Genomic DNA, 21,080 nt, shown 5'->3' with positions numbered 1-21,080 from the left:
TTCAAGGAGCCCACGCCATGCATGCCATCAGTTTTATTCAGGACCTGGCAGTGATCATGTTGGTCGCGGGTGTGGTGACCGTCCTGTTTCATCGCTTCAAGCAACCAGTGGTGCTTGGCTACATCGTCGCCGGGTTTATCATCGGCCCGCACACCCCGCCGTTCGGCCTCATCCACGACGAAGAAACCATCAAGACCCTCGCCGAGCTGGGGGTGATCTTCCTGATGTTCTGCCTTGGCCTGGAGTTCAGCTTGCGCAAGCTGTTCAAGGTCGGTGCCACGGCATTTATCGCGGCGTTCCTCGAAATCGTGCTGATGATCTGGATCGGCTACGAAATCGGCCGCTGGTTCGACTGGAACACCATGGATTCGCTGTTCCTCGGCGCGATCCTGGCGATTTCCTCGACCACCATCATCGTCAAGGCGCTCAACGATCTGAAGATGAAGAACGAGCGCTTCGCGCAGTTGATCTTCGGCGTATTGATCGTCGAGGACATCCTCGGCATCGGCATCATCGCCTTGCTGTCGAGTATCGCGGTCAGCGGCACTGTTAGTTCCGGCGAAGTATTTTCCACGGTCGGCAAGCTGTCGCTGTTCATGATTGTCGCGCTGGTGATCGGCATTCTGCTGGTGCCGCGTCTGTTGGCTTACGTGGCGAAATTCGAAAGCAACGAGATGTTGCTGATCACCGTATTGGGCCTGTGTTTCGGTTTCTGCCTGTTGGTGGTCAAGCTCGAATACAGCATGGTGCTGGGGGCGTTCCTGATTGGCGCGATCATGGCCGAGTCGCGGCAACTGCTGAAGATCGAGCGGTTGATCGAGCCGGTTCGAGACCTGTTCAGTGCAATCTTCTTCGTCGCCATTGGCCTGATGCTCGACCCGATGATTCTCCTGCAATACGCGTGGCCGATCGCGGTGATCACCGTCGCCGTGGTGCTCGGCAAGATTCTGTCCTGCGGCCTTGGTGCCTTTATCGCCGGCAATGACGGACGAACCTCACTGCGGGTAGGGATGGGGCTGTCACAGATTGGCGAATTTTCCTTCATCATCGCCGCGCTGGGCATGACCTTGCAGGTCACCAGCAACTTCCTCTATCCGGTGGCCGTGGCAGTGTCGGTGATCACCACACTGCTGACGCCGTACCTGATTCGCGCGGCGGATCCGCTGTCGATCAAGCTGTCTGCCGCCATGCCCAAGCCTCTCGCACGGGTATTCGGAATGTACGGCGAATGGCTGCGCAGCATCCAGCCGCAAGGCGAGGGCGCCATGCTGGCGTCGATGATCCGGCGGATTCTGTTGCAGGTCGGGGTCAATCTGGCCCTGGTGATTGCGATCTTCTTTGCCGGCGCGTATTTCGCCGAGCGCATCTCGCTGTCGCTGCAAGACTGGATCAGTGATTCGAGCTGGCAGAAGGCGTTGATCTGGGGCGGGGCATTGCTGGTGTCGCTACCGTTCCTCATCGCCGCCTATCGCAAGCTCAAGGCGCTGTCGATGCTGCTGGCGGAAATGGGCGTGAAGCCGGAGATGGCCGGGCGGCACACGCAGCGAGTGCGTCGGGTCATCTCAGAAGTGATCCCGATTCTCTCGCTGCTGGTGATTTTCCTGCTGCTGGCAGCCTTGTCGGCCAGTATCTTGCCGACCAACAAGTTGCTGGTGCTGATCGCCGTGGTCGCGGCCGCTGTGGCGGCGCTGCTCTGGCGATGGTTCATCCGCGTGCACACGCGGATGCAGGTGGCCTTGCTGGAAACCCTCGACAACCACAAGGAGTCGTCGGGGCACTGACCAACCGGGGCGTTTGGCCGATCAGCTTTCCAGCCAAACGTCCCGTGCCCAGTGCCACACCGACTCCCAGGTTTCTTCGGCAATCAGTTCTTCTTCGGCCTGCCACAGCACCACGGTGCCGTCTTCTTCGACGCAGTAGTAGTCGTCGCCGTCCTGGCAAATTGGGATCAGGCTGCGATCCACGCCGGCATCCCAAGCGTTGGCGGCGACATCCGGCAAGTAGGTGTGCGATTGCGGGTCGGTGACAGTCACCGGTTCCAGGCTGCCGTAAACCACATCGCTGACCGTCAGCAAAAACTCTCTGAAGACAAACGGAATGTCGATGAACAGTTGTTCTTCGATTTCGACCAGCAAGTCTTCGTCAGGCAACTCCAATGGAACCGGTACGGGTTCGTTGGCTTCGCGCAGTTGTTCGATGATTTCTTCCACGTCCGGGATCCTCTTGCTTGAATGGCGCGGTTTATATGGGCCGGTTTATACAGTAGCTCGCTATAGATGCAACCGCGAAATAGAAAAACCCCGGACAAGTCCGGGGTTTTCGTTACCGCATGCTTAAGGCAGAGGGTATCAGCCGTTCTGGCGGATACCAGCCACCAGCCAAGGCTGGTTGTCGCCCTGCGGACGTTCCATGTTCCAGCTTTCGCTGAACACTTCGCCCTGGTCGAAACGCGAAGTCTTCGACACGCCGCTGAAGGTCAGGGTGGCGATGGTCTTGTCCGCACGGTCATCCACGCCATCCAGTTGCACCTGGAGATTGTCGATGTAGGTCGACTGGAAAGCGTCGCCCAGATCCGCACGCTCACGCTTGAGGAATTCAAGCATTTGCGGGGTCACGAACTCGGCGATCTTGTCCATTTCGTTGGCGTCCCAGTGCTGCTGCAGCGACTGGAAGTGGCTACGGGCTGCTTCAAGGAAGTTCTGTTCGTTGAACCAGGCCGGTGCGTTGATTACCGGACGGGCGGCGGCAGGTGCAGCCGAACCACCGAAGATCGAACCCATGCCGGCAGGCTTTTGTTCGAACACTTCACGCTGCATTGGCGCGCCGGCCGGAGCCAGTTGCTCCTGCTGCTTGCGACGACGAGCGGCGATGAAGCGGAAGATCACGAACGCGATCACGGCCATGATCAGGATGTCGAAGATCTGCATACCCTGGAAGCCGCCGCCCATGAACATGGAAGCGAGCAGACCACCGGCGGCGATGCCGGCCAGAGGGCCGAGCCATTTCGAAGCGCCGCCAGCCTTGGCAGCAGCGCCAGCGGCACCGGCAGCACCAGCGGTCGCTGCAGCGCCGCCCACGCCTGGGGAAGAAGGAGCCATCTGGCTGGTCTGGTGCGTCGGCGCAGCGCCGGCGCTTTTGCCACCACCAAAGCGCTTGGCGTTGGCGTCGAGGCACCGCGTCAGGCCGATGCACAACGCCATGGCGATGCTAAGAAAACGTTTCATAAAGGGAATTCCCGTTTGTGGAGACACGCGCGCCATGTTGCACAGCTGAACTGTTGCTGGCTAGCGAGAGAGTGTTTCGGGCTTTTGCCTGACAGGTTACGTTCAGCTCGGTCGCGGCAATAAGGCCATGTACTTTTGGCTGTAGGAAAAGTCGATAGGTTCAGAAAGAAATCGATCCCTGTGGGAGCGAGTAGGCTCGCTCCCACATTTGTTCTACGCGTGAACGTCAGATCGCTTCCAGCTTCGCGTAACCCAGCATCAGCCACTTGCTGCCTTCGCTGAAGTTCACCTGCACCCGAGCCTGGGCTCCGGCGCCTTCGAAGTTGAGGATCACGCCCTCGCCAAAGATCGAGTGACGCACCGCCTGACCCAGGCTGAAGCCGGTTTCCGGAATCTCGCTGCCACTGAACAGGTTGCTGCCGCTCATCGACTGGTTGCCGCCGAATGGTCGGCTGACGCTGTTCGACAGGCGCACTTCCTGAATCAGGCCTTTCGGCACTTCACGTACGAAACGCGAGACCTTGTTGTAGGTCTCGCTGCCGTACAGGCGTCGGGTTTCAGCATAGGTCATCACCAGATTCTGCATCGCCCGGGTGATGCCGACGTAGGCCAGGCGCCGTTCTTCTTCAAGACGCCCCGGCTCTTCCAGGCTCATCTTGTGCGGGAACAGGCCTTCTTCCATGCCCACCAGGAACACGTAAGGGAATTCCAGGCCTTTGGCGCTGTGCAGGGTCATCAGCTGAATGCTGTCTTCGTGTTCGTCGGCCTGAGTGTCGCCGGCCTCCAGCGAAGCGTGGCCGAGGAATGCCGCCAGTGGCGTCAGTTCTTCGTCTTCTTCGGTGTTCTCGAAGTTGCGTGCTGCGCTGACCAGTTCCTCAAGGTTTTCTACCCGAGCCTGGCCCTTCTCGCCTTTTTCCGCTTCGTGGTAGGCGATCAGGCCGGACTGCTCGATGACGGTTTGCGTCATCAAATGCAGCGGCATCTCCATGCACTTGGCCGCGAGGTTTTCGATCAGCTCGATAAACGCGCCGAGTGCACCGGCCGCGCGACCGGTCAGGCCTTTATTGGCGACGAGTTGGCGCATGGCTTCCCACATCGATACATCGCTGTGGCGTGCATGCTCGCGAATGGCTTCGACGGTTTTCTCACCGATGCCGCGCGCCGGGACGTTGATCACCCGCTCCAGTGCCGCATCGTTGCCGCGACCTTCGAGCAAGCGCAGGTACGCCATGGCGTTCTTGATTTCCGCCCGCTCGAAGAAGCGCTGGCCGCCATAGATGCGGTACGGAATGCGCTCGCGCAGCAAGGCTTCTTCCAAAACGCGGGATTGGGCGTTGGAGCGGTACAGAATCGCGATATCGCTGCGAGCCAAGCCGGTTTTCAGCGCGCTTTCGATGGTTTCGACAACGTAGCGTGCTTCGTCGTGTTCGTTGAACGCGGCGTACAGGTTGATCGCCTCGCCGTCGCCGCCGTCGGTCCACAGTTCCTTGCCGAGACGGCCGGTGTTGTTGGCGATCAGGGCGTTGGCCGCTTTGAGGATGCCGGCGGTGGAGCGGTAGTTCTGCTCCAGACGGATGGTCTCGGCGTCCGGGAAGTCGGACGAGTACTGATGAATATTCTCGATTTTCGCGCCGCGCCAGCCGTAGATCGACTGGTCATCGTCGCCGACCACCATCAGGCTGTCGCCGCCCTTGCCGAGCAAGCGCAACCAGGCGTACTGCACGGCGTTGGTGTCCTGGAACTCGTCCACCAGAATGTGCCGGAAGCGTTTCTGATAGTGCGCAAGCAGGCCCGGGTGATCACGCCACAAATCGAGGGCGCGCAGCAGCAGTTCGGAGAAGTCGATAACGCCCGCGCGCAGGCAAGCAGCCTCGTAAGCTTCATAAATGCCGCGCATGGTGGCCAGGTACAAGTCGCCGCTGGCCTGAATGTGTTGCGGACGCAGACCTTCGTCTTTCTGTCCGTTGATGAACCACTGGGCCTGACGGGCCGGCCAGCGTTGCTCGTCCAGGCCCAGCTCGCGGATCACCCGCTTGACCAGGCGTTGCTGGTCATCGCTGTCGAGAATCTGGAAAGTCTGGCTCAAGCCCGCTTCCTGCCAGTGCGCCCGCAACAAGCGGTGCGCCAGGCCGTGGAAGGTGCCGACCCACATGCCGGCCGGGTTGAGGCCCAGCAACTGCTCGATGCGGTGACGCATCTCGGCAGCAGCCTTGTTGGTGAAGGTCACCGACAAAATGGAGTGGGGCGAGGCGTTTTCGACCTGGATCAACCAGGCGATACGGTGCACCAGCACTCGGGTTTTACCGGAGCCAGCACCGGCCAGGACCAACTGACGGCCAACGGGGGCTGCTACGGCCTGGCGTTGGGCATCGTTGAGGGAGTTCAGCAGAAGGGAGAGATCATCGCGCATCGGGGCATTCTAGGGTGCGCCGCAGGCCCGGGCAAACCGAGCTTTGCATTAGCCGATGAAACTGCTGCCGATGACGACCGGTCGGTCACTGGCTACAAGCGTCAGCCCGTCTCGCTTTGCGGGTTTTGTCGGTGCCACGGGGGCGAAAAGTTTCGCTGAAATTATGATCCGGGGCAGTTTGGCAAAGGGGTTGGCTTGTGTATGCTCCGTTCACGTTTCGGGCGCACGCCCCCTTATAAGAACAAGAACGTTGCCCATGACCCTCAGCGCCGAACTGTCGGGCCCCTCTGTGGAACCCCGGGTTATCCGCAAGCACTATGCCGTCGAAATGGCAGTCGAGCGCACGCGCCTGCTGTATCAGGGCTCCTTGTTGCCCACCCTTTTCATGTTGATCAATGGTCTGGTCTGCGCCGGTTTGCTCTGGAGCCCGCAGCGCTACTTCGTGGTCAGCGTCTGGCTGGTGTGGCTGTTGTCGCTGGTGGCGCTGCGGGTGATTCAGGTCGCGGCGTTCGATTCGGCGATCCCTGATCGTCAGGCCCAGCCGATCTGGTTCCGCATGTTTCTGATCGGTTCGACCATGACCGGGTTGACCCTGGCAGGAGCCGGCATCGCCCTCGTGCCCGCCGACAACTTTATGCAGCAGGCCTGGGTGTTCGGCCTGATCGGCGCGGCGACCCTGTCGGCCAGCGTCGCCTATGCGGTGAGCCTGCCGGCGTTTCTGTCCTTTACCTTACCGTGCCTGCTGCCGGCGATTGGCTTTCTGTTCTGGGGCGGTGATGACATGGCGCGGGGCTGGGGCTGGCTCGGGTTGATCCTGTTGGGCTCGCTGAGTGTGGTGGCGTGGCAGGTCAATCGGCTGATTGATCGTGGCTTGTTACGGCGCTTTCAGAATCAGCACCTGATCGAACACCTGCAACAGACGCAAGCTCGCAGCGAGCAGCTCAATCAGGAACTGGCCAAGGAAATCGAACACCGTCGCTGTGCCGAGGGCAAATTGCGCGAAGCCCAGGTTGAGCTGGAAGACCGCGTTGCCCTGCGCAGCCGCGAGCTGGACGCGGCCAATCAGGCCTTGAGCAAAAGCGAGGCGCGTCTGGCGCTGGCGTTGAAGGCCAGTGAATTGGGCCTGTGGGACTGGAACCTGCAAACCGACGAAGTCCATCACACGCAGATTCAGGAGTTGGTCGGCCTTGCCCCGGGATACGTCACGGCGATCCTGCGCGACCTCAAGCCGCGGCTGCACCCGGAAGACCTGCCGTCGCTCAAGCACGCGCTGATAGAGCATTTGAAGGGCCGCACCGAGGACTATCAGATCGAATACCGCGTGCGCCACGGCGATGGTCATTGGGTGTGGATCGAAGACCGTGGCCGCGCCGTGGAGCGCAGCGACAGCGGGCGAGTGATCCGCATGCTCGGCACGCGGCGCGACATCAGCGCCAGCAAGCATCTGGAAGAGCAGCAGCGATTGGCGGCAACGGTGTTTGAAGCTGCCAGCGAAGGCATCGTGATTCTCGACCCGAACTACGCATTGATCGCGATCAACCAGGCCTTCAGCCGCGTGACGGGTTATGACATCGACGACATGCTCGGGCGCAACGTCGTCGAACTGCCGTGCAGTCGCGATGCCCGCCGCCATTACGTCGCGATCCGCCATGCGCTGGAGCAGCACGGCAGTTGGCAGGGCGAACTGGTGGAAACCCGCAAGAACGGTGAGCTGTATCCGCAGTGGCTGCAACTCAACGCGGTGCGCGATAGTCGGGGAAATGTTAGCCATATCGTCGGCTTCTTCGCCGATCTGTCGGCGCGACGCGAATCCGAAGAGCGCATGCGCTATCTGACCCATTACGACGAACTGACCGGGCTGGCGAACCGCTCACTGTTCCGCGAACGCCTGCACGAGGCGCATCAACGGGTGCGGCAGGGCGGGCGGCGCAGTCTGGCATTGCTGCACATCAATCTCGACCGCTTCAAACTGCTTAACGACAGCCTCGGCCATGAAGTCGCAGACCAGTTGTTGCAGAAAATGGCCCGACGGCTGGTCAACGCCTTACCGGAAGCCGACACCATCGCCCGGCTGTCCGGTGATGAATTTGCGGTGTTGTTCGATGCTTACGGCAACCTGTCGAGTCTGGCGCGCGTCGCCACACGACTGTCGACCAAGCTGCGGCTGCCGCTGACGGTCGAAGGGCATGAGTTGGTGGTCAGCGCTTCAATGGGCATCAGCATGTTGCCGGACAACGCCCGGGAGATTTCCGCGCTGGTCAGTCAATCGAACATGGCCATGCAACATGCCAAACACTTGGGCGGCAACAACTTCCAGTTCTACACCGAGAGCTTGCAGGCCAGCACGCTTGAGCGTTTGCAGCTGGAAAACCAGTTGCGCAAAGCCATCGATGAGAAGCAATTGAAGGTGTTCTATCAGCCGAAGCTGTGCCTGGAAACCGGGCGCCTGAATGCGGCGGAGACGCTGGTGCGCTGGGATCATCCGACGATGGGCCGAGTGCCGCCGGGAGATTTCATCGGGCTGGCCGAGGAAACCGGTCTGATCGGCCCGATCGGCGAATTCGTACTGCGTCAGGCCTGCTGGCAGGCATGCGAATGGCAGCGTCAGGGGCTGGCGCCGATCCGTGTTTCGGTGAACCTGTCGGTGCATCAGTTGCGCCAAGGCAAACTGGTCAGTCTGGTGCGCCAGGTGCTGGAGGAAACCGGCCTGGCGCCGCACTACCTTGAGCTGGAACTGACCGAAAGCCAGTTGCTCGACAGCGTTGAGCACATCATCGCGACCTTCCAGCAACTGCGCGATCTGGGCGTGAAGCTTGCCATCGACGATTTTGGCACCGGCTATTCGTCACTGAGTTATCTCAAGCGGATTCCGGTGGATTACGTGAAGATCGATCAGGCGTTCATTCGCGGTTTGGGCGAGGGCAGTGAAGATGCGGCGATCACCCGCGCGATCATTGCCATGGCCCATGGACTGTCGCTGAAAGTGGTGGCCGAAGGCGTTGAACGGCAAGAGCAGCTGGAATTTTTGCGCGCAGAGCGATGCGATGAAGTGCAGGGCTATCTGATCAGTCGACCGGTGGAGGCCGCCGGTCTGGCCGGGCTTTTGCGCGAACAGGGAAATCCGCTTTAAGGGCTACATGCACCCCATCGCGCCTGATATGGGGACATGGAGTTACGCATTGAGCAGGCAAAAAGCCAATTCATGTAGTATAACTACAAGCTTGCTACATCCCCGACCATAACAAGAGTCCAGCCCCTTGAATCTGCTGCAACACATCGCCCAGTCACGTCACCTGTTACGCAAGTCGGAGCTCAAGGTCGCCGACCACGTGCTGCTTGACCCTGCGGCAGTGATGCACAGTTCCATGGCTGACCTGGCGCACAGCGTCGGCATCAGTGAGCCGACCATCGTGCGCTTCTGTCGCGCCATCGGTTGTTCCGGTTTTCAGGATCTGAAACTGAAACTGGCGCAGAGCCTGGCCGCCGGTGCCAGTTTTGGCCAGTTCGCGATCCATGAAGACGACTCGGTCGCCGATTACAGCCTGAAAATTTTCGACACTACGTTGCACACCCTGATGGAGGTTCGCGAGAAGCTCGATCCGGTGGAGTTGCAGCGCGCGGTGACGCTGATGTCCCAGGCGCAGCGTGTCGAGTTCTACGGCTTCGGCGCGTCGGGCGCGGTGGCGGCGGATGCCCAGCACAAGTTCTTCCGTTTGCTGCTGACCGCAGCGGCGTATTCCGATCCGCACATGCAGGCGATGTCGGCAGTGACGCTTAAACCGACCGACGTGGCGATCTGCATTTCCCAGTCCGGGCGTTCGAAAGATCTGCTGATTACTGCCAACCTGGTGCGTGAGAGCGGCGCTTCGCTGATCACGTTGTGCCCGAGCCAGACGCCGTTGGCGGAACTGTCGACGGTCAACCTGGCGATCGATGTGCATGAAGACACTGAAATCTATACGCCGCTGACTTCGCGCATTGCTCACCTGGTGGTGATCGACGTGCTGGCGATGGGCGTGGCCATGGCGCGGGGTCCGAGCCTGGTCAACCACCTGAAGAGCGTGAAGCGCAGTCTGCGTAGCCTTCGACTGTCCCCGAAAGCCGTGAAGGCTCTCGACGATTAAGATCAAAAGATCGCAGCCTTCGGCAGCTCCTACAGAGATCGGTGTAGGAGCTGCCGAAGGCTGCGATCTTTTGCTTTTCGATGGAAATTTTCATCGGACTGTCATCCCCTCGCCGCCAAATCGTCATCCCCCACGCCTATCGTGAAACTCCCGTAAACGCCTTGGGAGACTCGAAATGGCTCAGCCTTACGAAGAACGCAACAGCGCCGCGAAAACCCGTCGTCAGCAGGAAGACCAGCGCCGCATGGAGTTTCGCCGCGCGATCGAAGATCGCTTCGAACTCCGTCAGCTTCAGGCCGAAATCGGCGATTTTCCCGAGATCAATCACTGGCAGGCAGCACCGGCAGCTTCCCGTCGAAGCGCTCAACCAGCGCACTGATCTGCACGCGCTCGCTGCGGATAAACGCCAGGAAGGCGTGCGCCACCGGTGACAGTCGTTTCGCTTTGGCTTGCACCAGGCACCAGCTACGGAACAGCGGCAACTCTTCGACCGGTAACTCGACCAGGCCGCCGGTCGCCAGCTCCAGGTTCAGGGCGTGGCGCGTCAACAGCGCCAGGCCCAGACCCGCCACCACGCATTCGCGCTGAGCTTCGGCCGAGGCCACTTCCTGGGTCTGGGTGAAGTGCACGCGTTTCTCTTTGAAGTATTCCTCGCAGGCCAGTCGCGTGCCTGAACCGGGTTCGCGGATCAGCAACGTATACGGTTCAAGATCCTGCAAGCGCAGCGGCCCCATATGCGCCAACGGATGATCCGGGCGCGCCGTGGCCACGATGGGGTTGTTCAAGAACGGCAGAAATTCCAGGCCCATGTCCTGCGGCACCATCGACATGATCACCAGATCGTCGCGGTTGTCCGAGAGACGCCGGATCACCTGGCCGCGGTTGACCACGGTCAGTTGCAGATTGACTTCCGGATGTTGGCGCTTGAACGCCGCGAACAGGTGCGGCACGAAGTACTTGGCGCTCGATTCCACCGCCAGTTTCAGCTGACCCTGCAACGAACCCTGCATGTCCGACAGCTGCATATCGAGGTTTTCCAAGCGCCCGAAAATGTCTCGACTGGCACGTTGAAGGGCTTCGGCAGCTTCGGTCATGTAGAGTTTTTTGCCGACGTAATCGAACAATGGCTGCCCGATCAGCTCTTCCAACTGACGAATCTGTAGGCTGACGGCCGGTTGTGTGAGAGACATTTCATCGGCTGCGCGGCTATAAGAACGTAAATCGCAAACCTCGTTGAAGATCTGCAACTGACGCAATGTCATACGCATCAAGGACTTACGCATTTTCTACAAGCTCTGAACGCTAGATGATGCGCTGACTATAAGTCTTTACTTATGGCTAACCCAATTTTTATTCATTTTTGTTAATCCCTTGTGGGCGCTAGTGTGGGGTCGCGACTAAATTGAAACATTTGGTCACGCGTCGGCCTGGGTCTAGCAGGTCGTGGTGCCACCGGCTCAAGGGAACCTCCAAGTGATAACAAAGATCCTGATCGCCAACCGTGGTGAGATTGCCGTACGAATCGTGCGAGCCTGCGCCGAAATGGGCATTCGCTCGGTTGCGATTTTTTCCGACGCCGACCGGCATGCGTTGCATGTGAAGCGTGCGGACGAGGCCCACAGCATCGGTGCCGAGCCACTGGCCGGTTACCTCAACCCGCGCAAGCTGGTGAACCTGGCCGTGGAAACCGGCTGTGATGCACTGCACCCCGGTTACGGTTTCCTCTCGGAAAACGCCGAACTGGCCGACATCTGCGCCGAACGCGGAATCAAATTCATTGGCCCGTCGGCAGAAGTCATTCGCCGCATGGGCGACAAGACCGAAGCGCGCCGCAGCATGATCAAGGCCGGCGTGCCGGTCACGCCGGGCACTGAAGGCAACGTCGCAGGCATCGAAGAAGCGCTGATCGAGGGTGACCGCATCGGTTACCCGGTGATGCTCAAGGCCACTTCCGGTGGTGGCGGTCGCGGTATCCGTCGCTGCAACAGTCGCGAAGAGCTCGAACAGAATTTCCCTCGCGTTATCTCTGAGGCCACCAAGGCCTTCGGCTCGGCGGAAGTGTTCCTCGAAAAATGCATCGTCAATCCCAAGCACATCGAAGCGCAGATCCTCGGCGACAGCTTTGGCAACGTCGTGCACCTGTTTGAGCGTGACTGCTCGATCCAGCGTCGCAACCAGAAGCTGATCGAAATCGCGCCGAGCCCGCAACTGACCCCGGAACAGCGCGCCTACATCGGCGACCTGTCGGTGCGTGCGGCCAAGGCTGTCGGTTACGAGAACGCCGGCACCGTGGAGTTCCTGCTCGCCGAGGGCGAGGTGTACTTCATGGAGATGAACACCCGGGTGCAGGTGGAACACACCATCACTGAAGAAATCACCGGGATCGACATCGTCCGCGAACAGATTCGCATCGCCTCCGGCCTGCCGCTGTCGGTGAAGCAGGAAGACATCCAGCACCGTGGTTTCGCGTTGCAGTTCCGCATCAACGCCGAAGACCCGAAAAACAACTTCCTGCCGAGCTTCGGCAAGATCACCCGTTACTACGCCCCCGGTGGCCCGGGCGTGCGAACTGACACGGCGATCTACACCGGTTACACCATCCCGCCGTTCTACGACTCGATGTGCCTGAAACTGGTGGTCTGGGCGCTGACTTGGGAAGAGGCCATGGATCGTGGCCTGCGCGCCCTCGACGACATGCGACTGCAAGGTGTGAAAACCACCGCCGCCTACTACCAGGAAATCCTGCGCAACCCGGAATTCCGTAGCGGCCAGTTCAATACAAGCTTCGTTGAAAGCCACCCTGAACTGACCAACTACTCGATCAAGCGCAAACCCGAAGAGCTGGCCCTGGCCATCGCCGCCGCCATCGCCGCCCACGCAGGCCTGTGAGGAATAGAACAATGACTAAAAAGATTTTTGTAACCGACACCATCCTGCGCGACGCTCACCAATCGCTGCTCGCCACCCGCATGCGCACCGAAGACATGCTGCCGATCTGCGACAAGCTCGACAAAGTCGGCTACTGGTCGCTGGAATGCTGGGGCGGCGCGACGTTCGACGCCTGCGTACGTTTTCTCAAGGAAGACCCGTGGGAGCGCCTGCGCCAACTGCGCGCTGCACTGCCTAACACGCGTCTGCAAATGCTCCTGCGCGGGCAGAACCTGCTGGGCTACCGCCACTACAGCGACGACGTAGTGAGAGCCTTCGTCGCTAAAGCCGCCGTTAATGGCATCGACGTGTTCCGCATCTTCGACGCCATGAACGATGTGCGTAACCTGCGCGTGGCTATCGAAGCGGTGAAAGCGGCGGGCAAACACGCCCAAGGCACCATCGCCTACACCACCAGCCCGGTGCACACCATCGACGCCTTCGTGGCGCAAGCCAAACAAATGGAAGCCATGGGTTGCGACTCGGTGGCGATCAAGGACATGGCCGGCCTGTTGACCCCGTATGCCACTGGCGAACTGGTCCGGGCGCTGAAAGCCGAGCAGTCGCTGCCGGTGTTCATCCACTCCCACGACACGGCCGGTCTGGCGACCATGTGTCAGCTCAAGGCCATCGAAAACGGCGCCGACCACATCGACACCGCGATCTCCAGCTTCGCCTCGGGCACTAGCCACCCGGGCACCGAATCGATGGTCGCCGCGCTTAAAGGCACCGAGTACGACACCGGTCTGAACCTGGAGCTGCTGCAAGAAATTGGCCTGTACTTCTACGCCGTGCGTAAGAAGTACCACCAGTTTGAAAGCGAATTCACCGCCGTCGATACCCGTGTGCAAGTCAACCAGGTGCCGGGCGGGATGATCTCCAACCTCGCCAACCAGTTGAAAGAGCAGGGCGCGCTGAACCGCATGGCCGAAGTGCTGGCGGAAATCCCGCGTGTGCGTGAAGACCTCGGTTTCCCGCCGCTGGTGACCCCGACCTCGCAGATCGTTGGTACTCAGGCGTTCTTCAACGTCCTGGCCGGCGAGCGCTACAAGACCATCACCAACGAAGTGAAGCTCTACCTGCAAGGTGGTTACGGCAAGGCACCGGGCGTGGTCGACGAGAAGCTGCGTCGTCAGGCCATCGGCAGCGAAGAAGTCATCGACGTGCGCCCGGCCGATCTGCTCAAGCCGGAAATGACCAAGTTGCGTGCCGACATCGGTGCTCTGGCCAAGTCCGAAGAAGACGTGCTGACCTTCGCCATGTTCCCGGACATCGGCCGCAAGTTCCTTGAAGAGCGTGCCGCCGGCACCCTCACGCCGGAAGTGCTGCTGCCGATTCCAGAGGCGGGCAGCGTCGCGTCGGCGGGCGGCGAGGGTGTGCCAACCGAGTTCGTCATCGACGTCCACGGCGAAACCTACCGCGTTGATATCACCGGTGTTGGCGTGAAGGCTGAAGGCAAGCGTCACTTCTACCTGTCCATCGACGGCATGCCGGAAGAAGTGGTGTTCGAACCGCTCAACGAATTCGTCAGCGGTGGCAGCAGCAAGCGCAAGCAGGCCTCTGCACCGGGCCACGTCAGCACCACCATGCCGGGCAACATCGTCGATGTGCTGGTCAAGGAAGGCGACACCGTCAAGGCTGGCCAGGCTGTGCTGATCACTGAAGCCATGAAGATGGAAACCGAAGTGCAGGCGGCCATCGCCGGCAAGGTCACCGCCATTCATGTCGCCAAGGGCGACCGGGTGAATCCGGGCGAAATCCTGATCGAGATCGAAGGCTGAGATAACGGCCGCGATCCAACGCTTTAAACCTCGGGGGGGCATGTGCTCCCCTTTTTTTCGCCTGAAATTACTGACTCACACAAATCCCCTGTGGGAGCGAGCAAGCTCGCGCCCACAGGGACAGTGTTCAGACCATCAGAACGCCATTCGCCACTGGCCCATCACACCCTGATTGCGGCTCTCGGTACCGTACTCGCCGGTGACACCCACGCCCAATGTGTGGTTGGCCGACAGTCCGAGATCGAGACCGGCGTCGATGCCCAGGCTGTTGCGATCCAGCGCGGCACCGGCCACTTCGAAGCGCTTGCCACCCTTGACCAGTTGCTGGCGAGTATCGCTGTCGAGCTCGCCGAAGGTGTGTTTCCAGCCGGCACTGAATCGAGGTGTCAGGCTCATGCCGTTATCCAGGCGATTGAGTTTTGCCGTGCGCAGGCCAAAGGTACTGCTGAGGTTATCGCGGGTTTGCCCAGAAACTTTCAGCGCTGCATCGCCGCCTTTTTCGCTGTAGCTGTCACGTTGATAACGTTGATAGCCAAGGCTGGCGAATGGCTCAAGCGTGACGTTGTTACGACCGAGGTTGAAGCCCAGTTCGGCAAAGGCTTGCTGGGTGTTGGCGTCGTAATTGCCTTTGAGGCGATCGCTGAATCCATTGAACGCCACCCGACGTTTGCTGCTGCCGTCATGGCTGGCATAGGTGGCACCGAGGCGCAGCGCCAGCGGCCCGTCCTGACGTACGGCGTAGGCGCCGAGGTGCCAGCTGTCGAGGTCGCCATCGTACTGGCGGGCATCCAGTTTCGTCTGGGATTTACCGCCCAGCAGGCCGACATGCCATTGCTCATCGAGCCGCCAGTCAGCGCCCACGACCAGACCCTGGGTGGCGTGTTTCAGGGTGCTGTCAGCTTCACGATCAACCTTGCCGCCATGGCCCAGCGCCTGAACCCAGACGCGTCCGGATTCTGCGCTCCCGGCAGCCTGTCGAGGTGAACTGCCAGAGCCAGACGCAGCGCCCGAGCGGCTATCCAATTGGCGCATGGCGGAAAGCATGCTCGCGGTTATAGGCGTGATGCTGCTCAGTGTGGCTTTGGCGAGGTTGGCGTTGCTGCCGGCGGCGAGTTGTTCGAGGGCCATACCAGCCTTCTGTTCATCGGTGTTGAGCAGGGCCGAGACAGCGCTATTCGACGGTGCTGCAGGGCTGATAGCGTTCGCCGGTTGCTCGGATGCCTCAGGTTGTTGGGGTTTTTCAAGTGGAGAGGGGTTTTCTTCAATGCTGAGTTCGAGCGCCCGAGCATTCGGGCTGGATGCCAAAGGCTCGACCGTCGCGTCCCTGTCGGGCGCCAGCCCACCTCTGGTGTCGGGAGAGGTATCGCTCAGCAACTCCGTAGGCGGCACATGACCCGGCGGTTGAGTGGATTGCCGCCCAGGGCTCTGATCAATCCCTTTATCAAGGGTGGAGAGACTGCCTGAATCAACTGGCGCTTTGGGCGTTCGTTTCCTTGGTTTTTTGAGTTTTCCTTCAGTAGCATTTTCGATGGCCTGGATGTCCGGCTCTTGTGCGAAGGAAGCCCCCGTCCATCCCATTGTCAGCGCAATCGCTAATGCCAGGTGGTGGGGGCGGAACGTGTAGTGAATGGTCATTGAGTTGAGCCTCGTTGAACTGGAGACCCAACTCTATGAAGGCACCGAAAATTCCGATGTCGGCTGCTTCCCGCAGCCTTGCAGGCGACATCGCATCGTGGTGTCGAAATCTTCCACCAGATCCGGAACCGGTGTTTTTAACCCGCGGCACCGGCTCTTTTTCCTACGCGCAATCAAGCCCCCCGCCGGCTATTCAATAATCAAAAACTCATCTGCCACTGCCCAATCAAGCCGTGGTTACGACTGTCGCTACCCATTTCACCGCTGTAACCCACACCCAGCGTATGCCGCGCCGAAATGCCCACATCCAGCCCGGCCTCCAGCACCAGACTGTCCCGATCCAGCGAACTGCCATCGACACTGAACGCCGTGCCGCCGACCACGAAGGCCTGACGCGTCGAGCTGCTGACGTCGCCATAGGTGTGCTTCCAGCCCACGGCCATGCGCGGGGTCAGGCTCATGCCGTTGTCCAGGCTGCTCAGGTGCGCCAGGCGCAGGCCGAAGGTGCTGCTGAAGTTGTCCTGGGTCTGGCTGTCGACTTGCAGCGCCGCGGCGCCGCCCTTTTCCCGATAGCTGTCGCGGTGGTAGCGCTGGTAGCCGAGGCTGGCGAACGGTTCGGCGCTGAGACGACCGCTGCCCATGGCATAGCCGAGTTCGGCGAAGGCTTGCTGGCTGTCGGCGTCGTAGTCGCCTTTCGGGCGATCGCTGAAACCGTTGAAGGCGATGGTGCGTTTGCTTTCGCCTTGATGGCCGCTGTACGCCGCGCCGAGGCGCAGAGAGATCGGGCCGTTCTGATGCAATGCGTATACGCCGGCATGCCAGCTCTCGACGTTGCCATCGACGCCGGTAGCGTCCAGATCGGTTTTCGAATAACCACCGAGCACGCCTAGACGCCATTGCGGATTCAGAGACCAGTCGGCACCGAGTACGCTGCCCTTGGTGCGCTGTTCCAGACCGCTGCTGCCGTGTTCGCCGTCGAGCTTGCCGTAGCCACCGATGCCTTGCAGCCAGAGGCGGCCGCGCGCGTTCGGATCATTCAGGTTACGCGCTGCGGATGGCACGCCGTTGGCCGCCAACACGGGTGTATCGCGCTGATCGAGGCCGACCATCAGTCCCGGGCTGCCGCCGATCTGCTGCATCGCCGAGAGCATGCTGCTGCCGACCTGGCTGCTGGCGCCGAGGGTCGCGCTGGTGAGGTTGGCGTTGCTGGCGCCGGCCAGTTGCTCGATCGCCGCGCCGGCCGTGCTTTGGGTGGTGTTGAGCAACGCGTTGTACAGCGCGTTGTTCTTGCCCATCGAGGCCAGGCTGTTGGCGGCGTTGCTGCCGTTGCCGGTGGCGGCGAAATCATTGAAGGCTACGTCGTTGCGGGTGTACGTCAGATCGACTTGAGTCGGCGTATAGGCCAGCGTCGGCGTGAGAAACGCGTAGTCGCTGGTGACGTTGCCGAAGGTGCCGTTGACCTGTGAGCTTTGCAGCACGGTGTAATGGCTCTGCCATGGATAAGTGCCGCTGCCGGGGTTTACCGCCAGGTTCGCGCCGTTGAGATTCGCGGTGCCGCCGACCTGCACTGACGCGCTGCTGCCGTCGGCGTTGACGCCGTAGGCGAGGGTGGAGGCGCTGCCCATGTTCAGGTCATGAACAATGGTCGCGCGGCCGAGGCTGGTGTCGGTTCGCAGCGTGCCGTTGACGTTGAGGCTGCCCACCGAACCACCGCCGGCATATACACCGCCGGCATCCACGGTCAGGTTGCCTGCGATACTGCCTTGGTTGATCAGCGTCGCGTTGTCACGCACCGCACCGCCATCACTGAAATCGCCAGTACCGGTCAGCGTCCACGCGCCTTGCTTGACCTCCAGCCATTCAAAGTTGCGACTCTCGCCGAAGCTGCCGCCCGCCGCGTCGTCCATCACCACCCGGTCGTACCCGCTACCGCCATCGACCCTACCGACGAAGCGACTGCCATTGCGCAAGTTCAGGCTGTCATCGCCGCCGCCCAGATCCAGCGCCAGGCCATTGCTGCCGCTGATCGTGCCGCCGTTGATGACGTTGTCGGCGAACTCTCCGACAAGCTTCACGCCGAAACCGTCGAGGCCCTGGATGGTGCCGAAGTTCTCCAGCGTGGTCGCCGCCAGCCCCGAGCCACCGCTGCCGTCATCCACCAGAATGGCACTGGTGGCGCCGCTGATCATCGCGCCGCTGGCGTTGAGAATGTAGCCGCCGCCGAGGGCGATGCCCTCACTGCCATTGGCAAAACCACCCTTGTCGACACCGCCCGCGCCGACGCCTTGGATGGTGCCGTAGTTTTCGATGTGGGCGATCTTGTCGATGTCCACGCCGTCGCCGTCACCGTTGGGTTGCAGCCCGGAATAGGCGCCGGTGATGGTGCCGTGGTTGATCACCGTGCCGTCGCCATCGGAGCCGAAGCCGGAGCCATTGCGGCCGGTGATCTGCCCGTAGTTGATCAGTGTTGCGCCGAGGTCGGTGGTGATGCCGTGGCGGCCGCCGGAAATGACGCCGTAGTTGGTCACGCTGACACCGGTTGCGGTGTCGATATCGATGCCGTCGAATTTCTGATCGGCGTTGTTCGAGTCACCGGTGGAAATCTCGCCGTAGTTGGTAATCGTCGCGTTGGCGCCGGTCTTCATGCCGTCGCTGGCGTCGCCGCGAATCAGTCCGCCTGTGCGGTTGATGATCGTGGTTTTCACCCCGTCGCTGCGCAGTGCATCCAGATCCAGCCCTTGGCCGGTGGTGGAGCGGATGATGCCGCTGTTATCAATCAACAGGCTGCCGCTGACGAAGTTGCTGTCGATGCGCAAGGCATCGTTGGCGCCGAGAATCTGCCCGCCGCTGCGGTTGTAGAGGGCGTAGTTGCGCGCCTGGGTCAGGCCGCCGCTGCTGTCGATGGCCCGGCCACCGGTTGAAACGATTTTGCCGGCGTTATCGATCACCACCCCGGCGCCGCTGGTGCTGTCCTTCAGGCTGACGGCCTTGCCACTGTTGGTGATGCTGCCCGGCGCCGAAATTGTCAGCGTGTCGCTGCCGCCCAGGGTTTGCGAGGCGGTGGTGGCAGTGTCGATCTGCACGGTTTTACCGTGAGCGGCCGTGGTGGCGATCAACAGAGCGATGGCGAGGGACAGGCGCTGAGGCGGGAAGGGCATGGACGGACGGCCTTTTGTTATAAGCGGGCCGTCCTGTATAGCGGTGGGTTTTTACAGAATGATGTCTGTGGTGTTGCAGAACACCTTAAGTTCGGCGCTCGTAAGCCTTGCCGTAATGCCGTTCCATGCGCGCCTGGATCAGCTCCAGCCCGATCGACATCACCCAGTAAATGATCGCGGCGGTCGTGAGCATTTCGATGTAGCGATAGCTTGAACGACCATACGACTGCGCCAGAAACATCACTTCCCAAACGCCCATCACCGAGATCAGCGACGAGTCTTTGAGCATCGAGATGAATTGGTTGGTGGTCGGCGGGATGATGGTGCGCATGGCTTGGGGCAGGGTGATGCGCCAGAAAATCACGCTCTCGCGCATGCCCAGCGCCAGCGACGCTTCGCGTTGGCCGTAGGGAACGCCGAGGATGCCGGCGCGGAAAATCTCGCTGAGATAGGCGCCGTAGTTCAGCGACAGCGCGATGATCCCGGCAGCGATGGCGCCGGGCACGATGCCCAGTTGCGGCAAGCCGAGGTAGATCAGCAGGATCTGGATCAGCAGTGGCGTGCCGCGAAAGAACGAGGCGTAGAAACTGGCGATGCCGAAGGCCACGGCGCTTTTCGACAGTCGCGCCAGAGCGGTAACGAAGCCCAGCAATGACGAGGCGACAATCGAGCATACGCACAGAAACAACGTCAGCGCCGCGCCTTGCAGAAAGCCATTGGGTGCGAGTTTGAGGCCGACCAGGTTGGGCAGTTTGTCGAGGATGATCGAGAACTTCAGGTCGAAGCTCAGGAAGAACCCGGCGAACAGGCAGAGCATCACCGCCCATGTCAGGTACAGCCGCGTACGAAAACCGAAGAGTCGGCGCAGAAGTGATTCAGCCACCGGTTGAGGTGGCTGTGGAGGTGTCGGAAAAGAAGTCATTGACTGATATCGGCGCCGATCCATTTTTGCGAGAGCTTGCTCAGGGTGCCGTCCTGCTTGAGCTGCGCAAACACCTCGCGCACTTTCGCATCCCACTGGGCATCACCCTTTTCGATGGCCACCGAGTTCGGCTCCGAGTACAGCGCCTCGCCGGCCAGTTTGAAGCGTTTGTCTTCGTTCAGGCGGGGTTGCGCAGTGACGAGGTTGGTGAGGATCGCATCCAGTCGCACGCCAGCGCCCAGGCCCAAGTCCTGGAAGGCAACGTTGTCGGTGTCATAAGGGGCGATCTGCACCTCTTCGAACGGGTACTGCAACTGCGTGTCTTCGGCGCCTTCGATGACCAGATTCTTGTTCAAATAACTTTCGTAACTGGAGGCGCTGGTCAGGCCGACTTTCTTGCCGCTCAGATCCTTGGCACTGTGGATGCGATCGTCTTTGGCGTTGACCACGATCACGGCTGGCGAAGCGTAGTACTCGACAGGGAAATCGAACACCTCGGCGCGGGCCTTGCTCGGGGTCATCGAGCAGATGCAGATGTCGTAGCGCCCGCTCCAGCGCCCGGCGGCAATGACGTCCCAGGACGGTGTTTCGAGGCGCAGTTTCACGCCCAGTTTGTCCGCCACGGCTTTGGCGACGTCAACGTCGAAGCCGTCGAGCTGGTTTTGCTCGTTGAGAAACGAGAAGGGCGGGTAGCTTTCCATCAGTACGCCGACCAACTCTTTTTTCTGCTCGACGCGATCCAGCGTGGCGCCGCCGAAGGCTTGGGTGGAGGCGGCCAGAATCGTCAGGCCCAGGGCCAGTAGCGGTTGAAATTTCACAGTCGATCCCTGGTTAAAAAAGAGGTTGTTATTAACGGAATGGTGCGTATTAAATAGTTATAAGAACGACTCTGATAGTG

At 60.7% G+C, this 21,080-nt stretch carries 14 protein-coding genes; 6 read left to right on the top strand and 8 right to left on the bottom strand.

Features of this window, described 5'->3' with window-relative positions; all coding sequences use genetic code 11:
* Positions 1 to 17: 17 nt before the first annotated feature.
* A complete protein-coding gene (locus ACIOVB_RS08620) occupies positions 18 to 1,781 on the top strand; it encodes a cation:proton antiporter (RefSeq protein ID WP_187677185.1) in 1,764 nt (587 codons plus the stop codon).
* A gap of 21 nt (positions 1,782 to 1,802) precedes the next feature.
* Here the strand turns inward: ACIOVB_RS08620 and ACIOVB_RS08615 are convergent, their stop codons facing one another.
* The 3 genes from ACIOVB_RS08615 to uvrD form a co-directional block, all read right to left on the bottom strand.
* Positions 1,803 to 2,210 carry an SMI1/KNR4 family protein gene (locus ACIOVB_RS08615; RefSeq protein WP_003187120.1) on the bottom strand — a complete coding sequence of 136 codons (408 nt, stop codon included), beginning with the start codon at positions 2,208 to 2,210 and terminating at the stop codon, positions 1,803 to 1,805.
* 138 nt (positions 2,211 to 2,348) lie between these two features.
* Positions 2,349 to 3,224 carry a Tim44 domain-containing protein gene (locus tag ACIOVB_RS08610; RefSeq protein WP_401266682.1) on the bottom strand — a complete coding sequence of 292 codons (876 nt, stop codon included), beginning with the start codon at positions 3,222 to 3,224 and terminating at the stop codon, positions 2,349 to 2,351.
* 226 nt (positions 3,225 to 3,450) lie between these two features.
* Positions 3,451 to 5,634: a DNA helicase II gene (gene uvrD / locus ACIOVB_RS08605; RefSeq protein ID WP_187677183.1), complete on the bottom strand. Its 2,184-nt coding sequence runs from the start codon at positions 5,632 to 5,634 to the stop codon at positions 3,451 to 3,453.
* A gap of 256 nt (positions 5,635 to 5,890) precedes the next feature.
* Here uvrD and ACIOVB_RS08600 point away from each other — a divergent pair, with 256 nt between their 5' ends.
* The 3 genes from ACIOVB_RS08600 to ACIOVB_RS08590 all read left to right on the top strand — a co-directional run bounded on the left by ACIOVB_RS08600 (position 5,891) and on the right by ACIOVB_RS08590 (position 10,137).
* Positions 5,891 to 8,764, top strand: a complete 2,874-nt coding sequence (locus ACIOVB_RS08600) for a putative bifunctional diguanylate cyclase/phosphodiesterase (protein ID WP_401266679.1) — start codon at positions 5,891 to 5,893, stop codon at positions 8,762 to 8,764.
* Between the two features lie 127 nt (positions 8,765 to 8,891).
* The gene (hexR, locus tag ACIOVB_RS08595; protein ID WP_007962240.1) at positions 8,892 to 9,758 is read left to right on the top strand and encodes a transcriptional regulator HexR; all 867 of its coding nucleotides are present in this window, start codon (positions 8,892 to 8,894) and stop codon (positions 9,756 to 9,758) included.
* Positions 9,759 to 9,933: 175 nt separating this feature from the next.
* Entirely contained in the window at positions 9,934 to 10,137 is a 204-nt protein-coding gene (locus ACIOVB_RS08590; RefSeq protein WP_187677181.1) for a PA3496 family putative envelope integrity protein, read from the top strand.
* On the opposite strand, the gene ACIOVB_RS08585 is transcribed toward ACIOVB_RS08590, so the two are convergent.
* Positions 10,079 to 11,041: a LysR family transcriptional regulator gene (locus ACIOVB_RS08585; RefSeq protein WP_187677180.1), complete on the bottom strand. Its 963-nt coding sequence runs from the start codon at positions 11,039 to 11,041 to the stop codon at positions 10,079 to 10,081. The two genes, ACIOVB_RS08590 and ACIOVB_RS08585, sit on opposite strands and share 59 nt — an antisense overlap.
* Before the next feature lie 190 nt (positions 11,042 to 11,231).
* On the opposite strand from ACIOVB_RS08585, the gene ACIOVB_RS08580 reads away from it, so the two are divergent.
* Together ACIOVB_RS08580 and oadA are read left to right on the top strand one after the other, a co-directional pair.
* Complete coding sequence (locus ACIOVB_RS08580; RefSeq protein ID WP_187677179.1) at positions 11,232 to 12,647, top strand: acetyl-CoA carboxylase biotin carboxylase subunit; 1,416 nt, start codon at positions 11,232 to 11,234, stop codon at positions 12,645 to 12,647.
* Between the two features lie 11 nt (positions 12,648 to 12,658).
* The gene (gene oadA, locus ACIOVB_RS08575; protein ID WP_401266676.1) at positions 12,659 to 14,467 is read left to right on the top strand and encodes a sodium-extruding oxaloacetate decarboxylase subunit alpha; all 1,809 of its coding nucleotides are present in this window, start codon (positions 12,659 to 12,661) and stop codon (positions 14,465 to 14,467) included.
* Positions 14,468 to 14,602: 135 nt separating this feature from the next.
* Here the strand turns inward: oadA and ACIOVB_RS08570 are convergent, their stop codons facing one another.
* The 4 genes from ACIOVB_RS08570 to ACIOVB_RS08555 all read right to left on the bottom strand — a co-directional run bounded on the left by ACIOVB_RS08570 (position 14,603) and on the right by ACIOVB_RS08555 (position 21,000).
* Positions 14,603 to 16,045: an autotransporter domain-containing protein gene (locus ACIOVB_RS08570; protein WP_401266790.1), complete on the bottom strand. Its 1,443-nt coding sequence runs from the start codon at positions 16,043 to 16,045 to the stop codon at positions 14,603 to 14,605.
* A 257-nt stretch (positions 16,046 to 16,302) separates the two neighbouring features.
* Positions 16,303 to 19,260 (bottom strand): autotransporter domain-containing protein, encoded by a 2,958-nt coding sequence (locus ACIOVB_RS08565; protein ID WP_401266673.1) that lies wholly within the window; start codon positions 19,258 to 19,260, stop codon positions 16,303 to 16,305.
* An 85-nt stretch (positions 19,261 to 19,345) separates the two neighbouring features.
* Positions 19,346 to 20,182 carry an amino acid ABC transporter permease gene (locus tag ACIOVB_RS08560; protein WP_401266670.1) on the bottom strand — a complete coding sequence of 279 codons (837 nt, stop codon included), beginning with the start codon at positions 20,180 to 20,182 and terminating at the stop codon, positions 19,346 to 19,348.
* Positions 20,179 to 21,000, bottom strand: a complete 822-nt coding sequence (locus ACIOVB_RS08555) for an ABC transporter substrate-binding protein (protein WP_401266669.1) — start codon at positions 20,998 to 21,000, stop codon at positions 20,179 to 20,181. The genes ACIOVB_RS08560 and ACIOVB_RS08555 overlap by 4 nt, the downstream gene beginning before the upstream one ends.
* Positions 21,001 to 21,080 lie beyond the last annotated feature (80 nt).

The sequence above is a fragment of the Pseudomonas sp. NPDC087639 genome (assembly GCF_044743385.1).
In the GTDB taxonomy this organism is placed as follows: domain Bacteria; phylum Pseudomonadota; class Gammaproteobacteria; order Pseudomonadales; family Pseudomonadaceae; genus Aquipseudomonas.
Note: the sequence above shows the minus strand (reverse complement) of the source record. Positions and strands in the feature narration are given on the sequence as shown.

Bases quoted from the DNA above. Each gene is read 5' to 3' on its own strand.
- ACIOVB_RS08570 (WP_401266790.1), bottom strand. From the start codon at position 16,045: ATGGGATGGACGGGGGCTTCCTTCGCACAAGAGCCGGACATCCAGGCC.
- ACIOVB_RS08600 (WP_401266679.1), top strand. From the start codon at position 5,891: ATGACCCTCAGCGCCGAACTGTCGGGCCCCTCTGTGGAACCCCGGGTT.
- oadA (WP_401266676.1), top strand. From the start codon at position 12,659: ATGACTAAAAAGATTTTTGTAACCGACACCATCCTGCGCGACGCTCAC.
- ACIOVB_RS08565 (WP_401266673.1), bottom strand. From the start codon at position 19,260: ATGCCCTTCCCGCCTCAGCGCCTGTCCCTCGCCATCGCTCTGTTGATC.
- ACIOVB_RS08620 (WP_187677185.1), top strand. From the start codon at position 18: ATGCATGCCATCAGTTTTATTCAGGACCTGGCAGTGATCATGTTGGTC.
- ACIOVB_RS08610 (WP_401266682.1), bottom strand. From the start codon at position 3,224: ATGAAACGTTTTCTTAGCATCGCCATGGCGTTGTGCATCGGCCTGACG.
- ACIOVB_RS08590 (WP_187677181.1), top strand. From the start codon at position 9,934: ATGGCTCAGCCTTACGAAGAACGCAACAGCGCCGCGAAAACCCGTCGT.
- ACIOVB_RS08560 (WP_401266670.1), bottom strand. From the start codon at position 20,182: ATGACTTCTTTTCCGACACCTCCACAGCCACCTCAACCGGTGGCTGAA.
- uvrD (WP_187677183.1), bottom strand. From the start codon at position 5,634: ATGCGCGATGATCTCTCCCTTCTGCTGAACTCCCTCAACGATGCCCAA.
- ACIOVB_RS08585 (WP_187677180.1), bottom strand. From the start codon at position 11,041: ATGCGTAAGTCCTTGATGCGTATGACATTGCGTCAGTTGCAGATCTTC.